The sequence below is a fragment of the Parabacteroides sp. CT06 genome (assembly GCF_002257605.1).
In the GTDB taxonomy this organism is placed as follows: Bacteria; Bacteroidota; Bacteroidia; order Bacteroidales; family Tannerellaceae; genus Parabacteroides; species Parabacteroides distasonis.
This window is the reverse complement of the sequence record NZ_CP022754.1, coordinates 3,725,827-3,739,807: the sequence shown is the minus strand read 5'-3', so window position 1 is coordinate 3,739,807 and position 13,981 is coordinate 3,725,827. Positions and strand designations below refer to the sequence as shown.

General features: G+C 45.4%; 14 protein-coding genes. 10 read left to right on the top strand and 4 right to left on the bottom strand.

All coding sequences use genetic code 11. The features are described from left to right. Window positions 1-524: 524 nt before the first annotated feature. Genes CI960_RS16620 through ung form a run of 3 tightly spaced genes read right to left on the bottom strand, consistent with a single transcriptional unit; the run spans window position 525 to window position 2,226 of the window. On the bottom strand, window positions 525-836 hold the full coding sequence (locus CI960_RS16620) for an MGMT family protein (RefSeq protein WP_005854515.1): 312 nt from the start codon (window positions 834-836) through the stop codon (window positions 525-527). Further along, the gene (locus CI960_RS16615) at window positions 826-1,536 is read right to left on the bottom strand and encodes a DUF169 domain-containing protein (RefSeq protein WP_005854517.1); all 711 of its coding nucleotides are present in this window, start codon (window positions 1,534-1,536) and stop codon (window positions 826-828) included. The genes CI960_RS16620 and CI960_RS16615 overlap by 11 nt, the downstream gene beginning before the upstream one ends. A 27-nt stretch (window positions 1,537-1,563) precedes the next feature. Further along, window positions 1,564-2,226, bottom strand: coding sequence for a uracil-DNA glycosylase (ung, locus tag CI960_RS16610; RefSeq protein WP_005854520.1), 663 nt, complete (start codon window positions 2,224-2,226; stop codon window positions 1,564-1,566). 99 nt (window positions 2,227-2,325) lie between these two features. Here ung and CI960_RS16605 point away from each other — a divergent pair, with 99 nt between their 5' ends. From CI960_RS16605 to CI960_RS16555, 10 genes are all read left to right on the top strand, one after another. Further along, window positions 2,326-4,209 (top strand): ABC-F family ATP-binding cassette domain-containing protein, encoded by a 1,884-nt coding sequence (locus tag CI960_RS16605; RefSeq protein ID WP_005854522.1) that lies wholly within the window; start codon window positions 2,326-2,328, stop codon window positions 4,207-4,209. 13 nt (window positions 4,210-4,222) lie between these two features. Continuing rightward, entirely contained in the window at window positions 4,223-5,398 is a 1,176-nt protein-coding gene (locus CI960_RS16600) for an MFS transporter (RefSeq protein WP_005854524.1), read from the top strand. A gap of 144 nt (window positions 5,399-5,542) precedes the next feature. After that, window positions 5,543-5,926, top strand: coding sequence for a hypothetical protein (locus tag CI960_RS16595; protein WP_005854526.1), 384 nt, complete (start codon window positions 5,543-5,545; stop codon window positions 5,924-5,926). Window positions 5,927-6,382: 456 nt separating this feature from the next. Continuing rightward, window positions 6,383-6,766 (top strand): hypothetical protein, encoded by a 384-nt coding sequence (locus CI960_RS16585; RefSeq protein ID WP_005854530.1) that lies wholly within the window; start codon window positions 6,383-6,385, stop codon window positions 6,764-6,766. 74 nt (window positions 6,767-6,840) lie between these two features. Beyond that, on the top strand, window positions 6,841-7,233 hold the full coding sequence (locus CI960_RS16580) for a hypothetical protein (protein ID WP_005854532.1): 393 nt from the start codon (window positions 6,841-6,843) through the stop codon (window positions 7,231-7,233). 141 nt (window positions 7,234-7,374) lie between these two features. After that, window positions 7,375-8,274 (top strand): YitT family protein, encoded by a 900-nt coding sequence (locus tag CI960_RS16575; RefSeq protein WP_005854534.1) that lies wholly within the window; start codon window positions 7,375-7,377, stop codon window positions 8,272-8,274. Window positions 8,275-8,332: 58 nt separating this feature from the next. After that, on the top strand, window positions 8,333-9,619 hold the full coding sequence (locus CI960_RS16570; protein WP_005854536.1) for an MBL fold metallo-hydrolase: 1,287 nt from the start codon (window positions 8,333-8,335) through the stop codon (window positions 9,617-9,619). Window positions 9,620-9,696: 77 nt separating this feature from the next. Beyond that, the gene (locus CI960_RS16565) at window positions 9,697-10,896 is read left to right on the top strand and encodes a pyridoxal phosphate-dependent aminotransferase (protein WP_005854538.1); all 1,200 of its coding nucleotides are present in this window, start codon (window positions 9,697-9,699) and stop codon (window positions 10,894-10,896) included. After that, window positions 10,897-12,141, top strand: coding sequence for an ABC transporter permease (locus tag CI960_RS16560; RefSeq protein WP_005854540.1), 1,245 nt, complete (start codon window positions 10,897-10,899; stop codon window positions 12,139-12,141). A gap of 42 nt (window positions 12,142-12,183) precedes the next feature. Then, window positions 12,184-12,717: a very short patch repair endonuclease gene (locus CI960_RS16555; RefSeq protein WP_008780092.1), complete on the top strand. Its 534-nt coding sequence runs from the start codon at window positions 12,184-12,186 to the stop codon at window positions 12,715-12,717. On the opposite strand, the gene CI960_RS16550 is transcribed toward CI960_RS16555, so the two are convergent. Continuing rightward, window positions 12,714-13,877: a glycosyltransferase gene (locus CI960_RS16550; RefSeq protein WP_005854544.1), complete on the bottom strand. Its 1,164-nt coding sequence runs from the start codon at window positions 13,875-13,877 to the stop codon at window positions 12,714-12,716. The genes CI960_RS16555 and CI960_RS16550 overlap by 4 nt on opposite strands. Between the last annotated feature and the right edge of the window lie 104 nt (window positions 13,878-13,981).

Sequence of the window (13,981 nt, the reverse complement as noted above, 5' to 3'; positions counted from 1 at the left end):
TAATTTTTGTTCTTTGATAATTTAGTCTGTCGTTATGAGAAAAACTGACAAGATTTGTCGCGGGGGTATTTGCCCTTTTGGTGATGAACTATCGGGATTTGTTCGCTACCGATGTGATATCCTCATTTATGAAGCCGGTCGATGAGCCAATCGTGGTGTTAGGGCCTGTTCTGCAGATATTTCGCGGGATACTGTTGGCTTTGGTGTTATTGCCTTTACGGAAGGTGTTTTTTGAGGAAAAGAACGGCTTAATGAAATTAGGCGTAATAATCCTAGGATTGTCCTTGCTATCAACCATTGGGCCGACAATGGGATCCTTTGAAGGATACATATATACGAAAATACCCTATATGTATCAAATGTTGGGTTATCCGGAGGCGATACTATACGTGTTGTTGTTTATCGGGATATTGCATGTCTCGATAAAATATGCTCACAGGAGAATAATCACCTTGTTATCTATATTGATAATGGCGTTGATATGCTTTTTGGGGATAATGAGCTTTGTGATGGCGTGACGTATCTTAAATAATGGGCAATATCTCCGCCCAAATATGCTTCTTTAAATCCACGCACCCGTTCTTTTTGAAAGCGATGCCTTCTTTTTCCAGCAGTTCCCTTTGTTCCGTCCAATTGGGAGCCAATCTCCCTTGGCTGTTTACTACCCTGTGGCAAGGCAAGTTCAGCTCTCTCGGGGCGTTGAACATGGCTTGCCCTACCATGCGGGAACATTGTGGCCTCCGGGCGAGTTTGGCTAACTGCCCGTAGGTAACCACATTTCCCTCCGGTATTTCCTTTACGATGTTGTAAACTTCCGTGTAAAAATCAGCCTTCATCGATTCTCGCTTTTATCTTGCCCCATGCGTGCGTATCGAGGCTACACATACGCATCGTCTCGCACATCTCCTTGAAGCGAGACATCGGGATCGTGAAACTCAATACGTTGCTTTCCACATAAGGGCGGGCCGAGGGATCGAAGAAGCCAAGGAAAGCACGGTGCCCGCCACGCCGGTTCTCATTGACGGCTTGCGTAATGGTTGCGCTACATCCCGAGCCAAAAGGCGTGGAGATGGCCTCGGGCGAGTTATTGTCGAAAAACGCCCACGTGACCAAGCCGGACAGGATATCCGGGGTAGCGAGGAACAAAAGCCCTTCCACATCCTCGAAGGAAGTAAGCCGGTCGATTCTCGCGAAATGGATATATTGCTTGGTCGCCCTTTGTACATCTATCTTCTTGATGCCTTCCAGAACCATCTCGGGTGTTTGCTTATATCGTTCTTTCAAGGAAACGAAATTAGGAACATGTTCCGGCATGGGAGTGAATCCGGTATAGAATTTCCCACCTCCGCAACCGATGCTTTCTCCGCTCATGCTGATAATCTCTCCGTTCCTTATGGCGGGAAGCGCTTTAAACAGGCAACCTTGCGTCTTCCTTAATTCTCCCGATAGCGTATCGGAATACCAGAAGGCGATCGGTAATTCCGCTTTGCCGGAGAATGTCTCCTGATAGTTGTCGATAAACGTTTGAATGTCCATATACGATTGATTTAGGTTGATTTATACTTACCAATCGATTTCCGGGATGCCTTTACCCCGTAAGAAATCATTAGCCTTACTGAAATGCTTACAACCGAAGAAACCATATTCGGCGGAGCGGGGAGATGGATGTACGGTCGTTAGGACCAAATGTCGGCTCGTATCGATAAGGGAAATCTTGGCTTTAGCGTAACTGCCCCATAACATGAATACTAGATTTTCCCGTTCGTCGCTTAATTTCTTGATAATGGCATCCGTGAATGTTTCCCATCCTCTGTTCCGGTGCGAACCTGTTTGGTGGGCACGGACTGTGAGAACGGAATTCATCGGGAATACGCCTTGGCTTACCCAACGATCCAAATTCCCGGAGGAAGGGATCGGTTTTCCGAGATCATCGTGGATCTCTTTGAATATATTCATCAAGGAGCCGGGAATCGCCACGCCCTCGGGTACCGAGAAGCAGACCCCGTAGTATTGTCCCGGATTAGGATAGGGGTCTTGTCCCAAGATAACGACTTTTACCTTCTCAAACGGGCATGCGTTAAATATATGGAATATCTGGGGCCCGGGAGGAAGTACGTGCGCTTGCTTATATTCGTTTTTGACAAATGTCACCAATTGCTCGAAATAAGGCTTGTCAAATTCTTCTTGCAGACGTTTTCTCCAACTTTCATCTATTCTAACATTCATGGTGTTTTTCTTATTCTTCCACCAAAGGTACGGAGAAAAGCTTAAAATTCGAGGATTTTGTGTAAGTTTGCCTTCCGATTTGAATTTAAATTAGAAAACATGATAAGTTACCTTCAGATAGATAAGCTGACCAAGAGCTTCGGTGATTTGGTTCTTTTCGAGGATATAACGTTCGGAGTCGCGCAAGGACAGAAGATCGGGTTGATCGCCAAAAACGGGACGGGTAAGACTACCTTATTGAATATTATCGGTGGTAAGGAGGATTACGACTCGGGTGAGGTGGTTTTCCGGAAAGACCTGCGGGTCGGGTATTTGGAGCAATCACCTTCTTATCCGGAAGAACTGACCGTGCTACAGGCTTGCTTCCACTCGAAGAACGAGACTGTCCAGTTGATAGCTGAGTACGAGGAGGCGATGACGAAAGAGGAGCACTCGAATCTGGAGGACATCCTTACCCGTATGGATAGCTTCAAGGCGTGGGATTATGAGCAGAAAGCGAAACAAATCCTCGGGCAGTTGAAGATTCATAACTTCAATCAGAAGATCGGGGAATTGTCCGGAGGACAGTTGAAACGGGTAGCCTTGGCGAATGTCTTGATCACGGACCCTGAATTGATTATCTTGGATGAGCCGACGAACCATTTGGATCTGGAAATGACCGAGTGGCTGGAAGATTATCTGAGCCGGGCCAATATCAGTATCTTGATGGTGACGCACGACCGTTACTTCTTGGATCGTGTTTGTAGTGAGATCATCGAGATCGATAATAAACAAATCTATTCGTATAAAGGTAATTATAGTTATTATCTGGAGAAACGCCAAGAGCGTGTCGAGGCGATGAACGCCGACGTGGAGCGTGCGAAGAATCTTCTCCGTACGGAACTGGATTGGATGCGCCGCCAGCCGCAGGCACGGGGCACGAAAGCGAAGTACCGTATCGATGCCTTTTATGAGCTGGAAAAGAAAGCGAAGCAACAACGGGATACCGGAAAGGTGAACTTGGACGTAAAGGCTTCTTACATTGGTTCGAAGATTTTCGAGGCGGTGAATGTAAGCAAACGTTTCGGTGACTTGAAGATTACGGAGGATTTCAACTATATTTTCGCCCGTTACGAGAAGATGGGTATTGTCGGGAATAACGGTACGGGCAAATCTACCTTTATCAAGATGCTGATGGGGGAGGTGGCTCCTGATAGCGGCCATTTCGATGTGGGCGAGACCGTTCGCTTTGGCTATTATAGTCAAGAGGGCTTGAAGTTCGATGAGCAAATGAAAGTGATCGACGTGGTGCAGGCGATCGCCGAATACGTGGATTTGGGTAACGGACAGAAGATGGGAGTGTCCCAGTTCTTGAACTATTTCCTGTTCACGCCGGAGAAACAGCATAATTACGTTTATAAATTGAGCGGTGGCGAGAAGCGTCGTCTCTATTTATGTACGGTATTGATGCGTAGCCCGAACTTTTTGGTGCTCGATGAGCCGACCAATGATTTGGATATAGTGACCTTGAACGTATTGGAGGAATACCTTCGTAACTTCAAGGGGTGCGCTATCGTCGTTTCCCACGACCGTTACTTTATGGATAAGGTGGTAGATCACCTGCTGGTTTTCCGGGGTAACGCCGATATCAAGGATTTCCCCGGCAACTATACGCAGTACCGGGATTGGAAAGACGTGCAAGACCAACTGGAAAAAGAGGCGGAGGCTGCTTTGCAAGCGAGACAAAACCCGGCTCCGGAGAAACCGTCTCGTCCTGTCAATGAGCAAAAGAAAAAACTCACTTTCAAGGAACGGAAAGAGTTCGAGGCCCTAGAGGAGGAGATACCGGCTTTGGAGGCGGAGAAGGCGGAGTTGGAGACCGCTATGAGCAGTGGTACTTTGTCTACGGACGAGCTTATGGCTAAATCTCAACGGATCACCCAAGTCATGGAAGAGATCGACGAGAAAACGATGCGCTGGCTGGAGTTGAGTGAGCTGGCATAAGTAATAATGAGGAATGAGCGAGACTAAACCTGTACTTTGGAACCGGAATTTCGTCCAATGTTGTATCTCTTACTTCTTGATGAATTTCGCCTTTTATATGTTGATGCCTACCATGCCGGTCTATCTGGTAGAGGAATTGGGCATCAGCACGTCCGAGGTGGGGATGGTCTTGTCTAGCTATACGATCGGGTTGCTGTGCGTGCGCCCGTTCTCGGGATATCTGGTGGATTGTTTCTCCCGCAAACCGTTATATGTATTCGCCTTCACGATATTCGCCTGTTTGTTTGCCGGTTATTGGTTTGCTATGACAGTCTATACGATCATGGCGGTTCGTTTCATCCAAGGCGGGTTTATGGGACTGACCTCAGTCTCTGGCAATACGATTACGATAGACGTGATCCCTTCCAAGCGAAGAGGAGAGGGCATGGGCTTTTACGGATTGACGATCAATCTCGCCATGTCTTTGGCTCCTTTGGTGGCGGTCGGGCTGTACGATCGGCATGGTTTCTTCTGGATCATAGGGGTCGCTTTGGTGATCGCGTTGGTCGGGATCGGCTCCGTCGGGCTGATCCGTTATCCGAAACGGGAGAAAGTGCCTCGTCCGGCCTTCTCGTTGGATCGTTTTATCTTGGTAAAAGCGCTTCCTGCGGCCTTGGCCTATTTGCTGGTCGCTATACCTTATGGGATGTTGCTCTCGTTCGTGGTATTATATGGTAAAGAGATCGAGGTGCCGAACCCAGGCTATTTCTTTATATGTATGGCGATCGGTGTAGGGACGGCCCGTTTGATTTCCGGGCGGTTGGTGGACCATGGCAAGATCCATGTCGTGTCCATCGTATCCTTGGTTTCTTTAGCGATCTCGTTTTCCGTGTTCGCTACCGTACATACATCATTTGTCTTTTTCGCTTGCGCCTTGGCGATCGGTATCGGTTTTGGCGTGAGTGTACCGGCTTTTCAATGTCTTTTCGTGAATGTCGCTCCGCACCATATGCGCGGTACGGCCACTTCTACCTACTTGACCTCTTTCGATTTCGGGATGGGGATCGGGATGCTGTCCGCCGGCTTTATCGCTACCCATACCAATCTGGCTACCGCCTACGGAGTCGGGGCGGTTTGTTGCCTTCTTTCCTTATTCGTCTATATCCGCTTGGTAAAAGCCTCGTACGAGAGGAATAAGCTGATTTCTTGATCCGCTTGATTCCCGGTTTCGTCTAAACCTACGGCGTACTTCGTCGATTCTTCCTTTTCTAGCGGGAAACCTCACCCTATATTTGTATCAAAGATCACAGAGAAATAGGTTTTTAAGGTTTAACAAATGAAAGGAATAGGTAGTATGAAACGTTTAGTAATGGCTATGTCAGCCTTGTTGGTAAGTGTGACAATGAGTTTTGCGCAGGAATCGAGCTTACATAAAGAACCGTTTGTAGTCAATGTGGGCCAATTGGTAAGCTATCTGGAATTACGTCCTAGCCAGATTAATGAGGTAGGGATGATCAACGATTATTTTAGGGAAAAGCAAAGCGAGGGCTTGAGGGGAAGCCATAAAATGCGGGATAAACGGATGCGGCAAGCCGTATTTGGCAACTTAAAGTTGATGAAAAAGGCGTTAAGCACCGATCAATATCGGAAATACGTGGCTTTGATCAACGTAACGAACAATAATAACCGGATGATGAGCGGGCTTTCCTTCCCCGATGTTTATCTAGCCGATAAATAAGTAAAGGATAGATGTAAAGTATCAAGCTATTGCATAAAAAGTATCTTGTGACTGTATCTATTCTATAAACCACGTCGTGGTCTGTATAGATCATGTCGTGGTTTTTATAGACCACGCTGTGGTTTGTATAATCCACGACGGAGATTATAGAATAGATACGGTATCGTATAAGAATACAGCTAGGCTTGTATAAGAATATATCTAGGCTTTTGTTTGTTTATAAACGGTGTCTATGATGAAATAGATAGTGTTTATCGTAATATGTGTTACAAAATGATTGCTATATGCCTTGATATATATCAATAACGTCAATTGTTTGCAAAAATTAACCGTATTGAAGAACAATGTTATAAAACATACTGTTATATTTGCAGTAACAAAAAGAGAAAGATAGAAGATGCGGAAACGCCGCATTTATTAGTTAAGGTCTTAGTTTAGGTTTAAATTTTAGGTATTATGAGACGTTTAGGTATGATGGTAGTCGCTTTAATGATGGTAGCGACAATGAGCTTCGCTCAAAAGGTTAGTGATTCAAAGAGTATGAGTTTCGATAAGCTAAGCAGATATTTGCAGCTTGACGCAAACCAGATCGCTGAGGTGTCAGAGATTAATACTTACTTCGAGAATCAATTAGGTCAACCCCTGTCTGCGGAAGCGCTTTGCAATAACGCAAGACCGGAAGAAACTCGCAACGCATTGTTGTGTAATTTGAAACTGATGAAACGTGCATTGACTAAAGATCAATATCGTAAATATGTAGCGTTGATTAATGTGACTCGCGCTAATCAGGAAGATAAGGTTTCTAATCCGCTTTTGGACAGCTATTTGGCTGAGAAGTAATTAAGCCAATGTGATTGGGCTATGTGTTTTTAAGGTTTTTGTTTAGGTTTAACAATTTAAGGTTTTTAGGTATTATGAAACGTTTTGGAATGGCAGTCGCAGCCTTATTGATGTGTGCGACAATGAGCTTCGCTCAGAAACCGAGTTTGAGTAGAGAACCGTTTGTGGTAAGTACAGAGAAGTTAGCGAACTATTTGCAATTGACTCCGAGCCAGTTGGACGAGGTAGCTAACATCAACGAATATTTCATCGAGATGCAGAATGCGAGCGTAAAAGCTAGCGCTAAATTGCAGGATAAGAAAATGTATCAAGCGGTTTACGGTAACTTGAAGTTGATGAAGAAGGCTTTGAGCCCGGATCAATATCGTAAGTATGTTACTTTATTGAACATCACGAACAATAACAACCGTACGCTGGGTGTTAATACGTTCCCGGAAGTGTACTTAGCGGATAACGCAAGTAAGTAATTTATACTATATAAGAGTGTGTCCCCCACTATTTCCTGTCAAAAGGTAAATAGTGGGGATACTTTTTTTTAAGGCTCGCGTATAAATCGAAGAAGATTGTGTAAGTTTGCGGCGTTTTACAAATAACGCTTAATTCGAGTCATGACAACACAACAACTTTTAGTCCCTTCTAATGCTACTTTGAAGAGAAATGTAATGGACTACTCCTTAATCGTGGTAGGTTCATTTTTGCAGGCACTTAGTTACGTGCTTTTCCTAGCGCCTTACAAAATCGTACCGGGAGGTGTGTATGGTATCTCTATCGTAATCCACTATGTGACGAAAGATTTGTTCCCGTTCTTCCCGGATGGTTTGCCGATGGGTGCGACGGCGCTTTGCTTCAATATCCCGTTGATGATTTTGGCGATGAAAAAGATCGGATTGTCTTCCGGCCCGAAGACGATCGTTACTTTCTTGCTGATCTCTATATTTACCGACTCATTATCTTATTTCCTTACCGATCCATTGGTGGAGAACGATGCCTTTATCGCCGCCTTTTACGGTGGAGCTATTTTAGGATTGGGTGTGACTTGTATTTTCCGGGCGCAAAGTACAAGTGCCGGTACGGATGTGCTGGCGCGTGTAATAGCTAACGACTCCAACTTGAAGGTCAGCAATATGATCATCGTATTGGATTCCGCGGTCGTATTGTTGGGCTTGATCGTATTTAAGGATTGGGCGGTACCTTTGTATTCTTGGTTTACTATTTTCGTATATGGAAAAATCGTGGAGATGTTCCAGACGGAGAATCCGAACCGTGCCGTCTTCATTGTCTCTCGTAAGACACAGGAGTTGAAGACCTTGATAGTCGATAAAATGGGTATGAGGGGTACTTTTATTCACGGTAAGGGAATGTATCAGGGAAATGAGACTGAGATTATATTCACGATCGCTGAACGAAAAGATATGCCCCGCTTGAAAGATGAGGTGAAAGAGATCGATCCGAATGCCTTTGTTTCTACGATGCACGCTAGCAAGGATTCGCCACGGCCGGGTATTTAATAGAATTAAGAATTATTCCGTATATTTGTGGGTAGGCTAATATTAATATCGGTTTTGAATGATGGATAGAAGAGGTTTTTTGAAGAATGCTACGCTTGTGAGCGCTGCTTGTTTGATGGATTTCAGGGAGGCTTTGGCGTGGGGCGCTAAGGATGCTGAAGTAGGAAAAGCATGGAAAGGATGGAAAAAGGGGCAGTTCCAGATTCATCTGATTTATACCGGGGTGTCGGAATCGATGTTCTTGATTTTCCCCGACGGTACAACGATGCTGCTTGATTGTGGTGATCATAATGCGGTTGGGCGCGGTAAATTGGCTGTGCCGGTGCTTCCCAATCCCGATCGGCATGCCGGGGAGTGGATCTCACGCTATGTCCGGAGAGTGAACCCTCAGAAGGATTATGTTGATTATATGATGTTGACGCACTATCATTCAGATCACGGTGGCAACAATAAATTCTACGCTCGTAAGGAGACGAGGGATGGTAAGGATTACTACCTAAGTGGATTCTCTCAGGCTGCCGAGTACCTTACGTTTGGCAAGGCTTTTGACCGTTGCTGGCCCGACTACAACGATCCTCTTCCTTTGACCCAGGAGGCAGCCGATGCTTTTGAGCACATGAAGGATTTTTACGACTATATGTTGGCTCATAAGAAGATGGAGATTGAGAAGTTCTGTCTTGGCGAAACCAACCAGATCGCCATGAAGAAAGACGCTACGGCATATCCGGGATTCTCGGTAAGAAATATCTGTGCCAACGGCCGCATTGCCGATAAGGAAGGGAATATACGTGACCTCTATGCGGAGCGCAAGAAATCCAATCCGGTTAAGTTCAGTGAAAACGGAATGAGCCTGGGCATGATCTTTACCTACGGCGATTTCAAATTCTATACGGCGGGAGACTTCTCTGATGGCTGGGAGTTGCCTAATGGAAAGAGATTCGAGATAGAGGATGCGATAGCCGACGTGGTTGAGCCGGTGAGTGTGGCGAAAATCAATCACCACGGACACATGTCAATGACTGATAAGCTCGTGGCTGCGTTGCGTCCGCGTGTTGTTGTCAACAACGTGTGGGATCAGCTTCATACACTGCCTTCGGTCATGGAGCGTTTTTATAACCGGAATCTTTATCCCGGCGAGCGCATCGTGTGTCCTACCGTGTTCCCTGCAGAACGTCGTGCCGAGGATGCCGGACAGCCGTGGCTTGATATACTTAACCCCTCGTCGTTTGATGCCGGTCATGTGATTGTCAATGTCGAGGAGGGAGGTAAGGACTATTCGGTTACTTACCTCACTGCCAATGATGAGTCGATGACTGTAAAGAGCGTGATGCGGTTCAAGTCATAAACGGCTTGAATTTGGTGTCAACTGTCAACTAAAATGCCTATCTTTGCATCATAAAAACGAATAAATATAGAATAATAATGCCCAACATCTCACAAAGAGGAGTCGAAATGCCCGCTTCCCCGATCCGGAAGCTGGCTCCATTGGCCGATGCTGCCAAACAGAGAGGAGTTCATGTGTATCACCTGAATATCGGTCAGCCCGACCTTCCCACTCCGCGAGCGGCACTCGATGCGATCCGTAATGTCGATCGTACGGTGTTGGAATATAGCCCTAGTCAGGGATATCGCAGTTATCGCGAGAAGTTGGTTGGATATTATAAAAAGTATGATATTAATCTTACGGCTGACGATATTATCATCACTACCGGTGGTTCGGAGGCTGTTTTGTTTGCCTTCTTGAGTTGCTTGAATCCGGGTGATGAGATTATCGTACCGGAACCTGCTTATGCCAATTATATGGCATTCGCTATCTCGGCAGGAGCCGTGATCCGGACAGTGACGACTACGATAGAGGAAGGATTTTCTCTTCCGAAAGTGGAAAAATTCGAGGAGTTGATCAATGAGCGTACCAAAGCGATCCTGATCTGTAACCCGAACAATCCTACGGGTTATTTGTATACGCGTCGTGAGATGAATCAAATCCGGGATATCGTAAAGAAATATGATCTTTATCTTTTCTCGGATGAGGTATACCGGGAGTTTATCTATACCGGTTCCCCGTATATCTCGGCTTGTCATCTGGAAGGTATCGAGCAGAACGTGGTATTGATCGATTCTGTCTCCAAACGCTATTCGGAATGCGGTATCCGTATCGGTGCGTTGATTACGAAAAATGCCGAGGTGCGTAGTGCCGTCATGAAGTTCTGCCAAGCTCGTTTAAGCCCGCCTTTGATCGGACAGATCGCTGCCGAGGCTTCTTTGGATGCTTCCGAGGAGTATGCCCGTGAGACTTATGACGAGTATGTGGAACGGCGTAAATGCTTGATCGATGGCTTGAACCGTATTCCCGGCGTTTATTCTCCCATACCGATGGGCGCTTTCTATACGGTGGCTAAACTTCCGGTGGATGATGCCGATAAGTTCTGCGCTTGGTGTCTGGAAGAGTTTGAATACGAGGGTCAGACGGTCATGATGGCACCGGCGTCGGGTTTTTACACAACACCGGGACTTGGTAAGAATGAGGTTCGTATGGCCTATGTTTTGAAAAAGGAAGACCTGGCGAAAGCTTTGACGGTGTTATCAAAGGCGTTGGAAGCTTATCCGGGAAGAATGTTATAAATGAATTTAGAGCTATTTATCGCCAAAAAGATACATTTCAGTAAGGAGGGGGATCGTGAGGTTACTCCTCCCGCTGTTCGTATTGCCATGATCGGGATCGCCTTGGGATTGGCGGTGATGATTCTTTCGGTGGCGATCGTGATAGGCTTTAAGAAAGAGGTCCGGAACAAGGTGATCGGTTTCGGCTCGCATATCCAGATCACGAATTTCGATAGTAATTCTTCCTATGAGTCGCAGCCGATAGCGGTTAGCGATACTTTATTGAATGCGCTCGATGCATTCCCGGGTATTCGCCATGTCGAGAAATTCGCGACGAAGCTCGGTATCTTGAAGACTGACCAAGATTTTCAAGGGATTGTCTTGAAAGGGGTAGATACGGATTATGACTGGACTTTCTTCAAGGATAATTTAAAAGAGGGCGAGATCTTTACGATCCAGCCGGATAAGAACTCTACAGATGTTATTATTTCCAAGTATTTATCAGATCTGCTAGGACTAAAGGTAGGGGATTCTTTCCTGACTTATTTTGTGCAAGACGATGTGCGTGCCCGTAAGTTCACGATCACGGGGATTTATGAGACGGGTTTCCTTGATTATGACAAGATGTTCGTAATTGCTGATATTAAGCAGATACGTCGCTTGAACGGTTGGGATAAAGATCAAGTAAGCGGACTGGAGTTGCAAGTGGATGACTATGATCGTTTGGACCAAGTGGCCGAGGATATTTATTTCGATCTGACGGAACGGCAAGACCGAAATGGTAATACGTTTTACGCCCGCTCGATCAAGGAGTTGAACCCGATGATCTTTAATTGGCTGGATGTGCTGGACATCAATGTGGTGGTTATCTTGGCGCTGATGCTTTCCGTCGCAGGGTTTACCATGATCTCCGGATTATTGATCATAATCTTAGAGCGTACCAATATGATCGGAATCCTAAAAGCCTTGGGACAAAATAATAACAGTATTCGCAAGATTTTCTTGTATGTCTCTTTCTTCTTGATCGGCAAAGGAATGTTGTGGGGGAATATCATCGGTATCTCTCTTTGTTTGCTTCAATCTCATTTCCATATTATCCAATTAGACCCTTCTATTTATTATTTGGATGCCGTGCCTATCGATCTGAGTCTATTTTCACTGTTCCTTTTGAATATAGGGACATTGGCCGCCTCCATGTTGATGATGCTGGGACCTTCCTATTTGATTACGAAGATTGATCCGGCCAAGAGTATCCGTTTTGAATAAAAGCCGTATCTTTGGCATACGTTCTAGTTTTGCCGGATTGATATGACAGATCTTATCTCTAAAGAAAAGCGTAGCTATATCATGTCTATGATTAAGGGCAAGAATACAAAGCCCGAGATTATAGTCCGTAAATACCTGTTCCATTGTGGCTTTCGCTTTCGTGTGAATGTAAAGCGCCTTCCCGGTACCCCTGATATCGTATTGCGTAAATATAAGACCGCTATCTTCGTGAACGGCTGTTTCTGGCATGGGCACGAGGGTTGCCCGGAATTTCGTCCTCCCCGTACCCGGGTAGAGTGGTGGACCGAGAAACTAAACCGGAATAAAGCCCGGGATGCCCGTGTACGTGAGGAATTACGAGCGATGGGCTGGAATACGATGGTGATCTGGGAATGCCAGCTTAAACCTAAAGAACGGCAAGCTACTTTAGAAAATGTCGTCCGTTTATTGGAAAAGACGTATGTGGAATCTACCTATCATGCGAAGTTTACCCCGGCTTACCCGCTATTAGAGGAGGAAGAACTTCCCAAAGTGGCGGAAGAAGAGATATCCTATGAGAGTGCTCATCATTATTAATTCTCCAACCGGAATGTATAATCCTTCCTACTTCTGAAAAGCCGGTAAATACGGACATATCCATTGAATATGGGTTGAATAAACTCCAACAGGAATAACCAACCGATAGTAGGGCTTTGTTGAAGCATTCGAGCCGATTTGCCGAAAACGCTCGCCTTGATTATAAAACGTATCAAATATAATAATACGGCGATCAAGGAGATTAGCCAATTGCCCTGTAATCCGATCACTACCGTAGCGATAACCGATGCTTGGAAAAGGTAGAAACAAGTGGATTCGAGATGATAGAATGTCAAGGCACTTCCTTTGTAATACCGTTGAGTGGCAGCACGGGAAACCTTCATCTCTTTCCAGATTCCAAAACGTTCGATTTGATCCATTTCCGTTAGGCTGTCCGGGGCATAGATTACTTTCGTATTCTCCTTGGTCGAGGCTTCGTTGATGAATAAGTCATCGTCTCCCGCATGCAAGTTCAAGGATTGGTAGTAACCTTTATGCTTGAAGAATAACTCTTTCCGATAAGATAAATTTCGTCCGTTTCCGGTATATGGGTGATGGGAGAGGGCGGAAGATAGATAACGTAAACCCGTCAATAAGTTATCATAGGCGATCAACTTATGAAAGAATCCCTTGTAGTTGCTGTATTTGCAGTAGCCCAAGACAATACTGGTCTCGGGTGTGTATCCACCAACCATGGCAGATAACCATTGATCGTTGAGCGGTTGGCAATTCGCCTCCGTGAATAGAAGAATATCGTATTTGGCCGCTTTCACGCCTAGGGTAAACGCCAGTTTACGGCGGCTTAGGTAACGAGCGTCCGAGGGGACGTAAGTATGATACAAATGTTTATACTCATTTTGAAAGAACTTTAGCGTATCGTCGGTATCGTCGCTTGAGCCATCGTTGATAACGACTACCTGATATTCAGGGTAATCTTGTGTAAGTAACGCAGGAAGGTGTTTCTTGAGGTTCTCAGAATCATTTTTAGCGTATATGATGATGGATACGGGGAGTTTATTACCTTCCTCTAAGGTATCATCCGTTCGTCTTGACGCACGTAAAGGGCGGGCATAAGCGATCAGATAATAAAGAGATAAGATAACGAACCCTATTAAGGTGATTCCCAATAGGAAAAGCTCTGTATTATTGAGTAGAAACATAATAATGTGCCAATGTGATTAATATGCCAATGTGCCAATATCATTAATGAGCCAATATGATTAATACGCCAATGTGCCAATAAGCTACTCAAGGTATTTACATT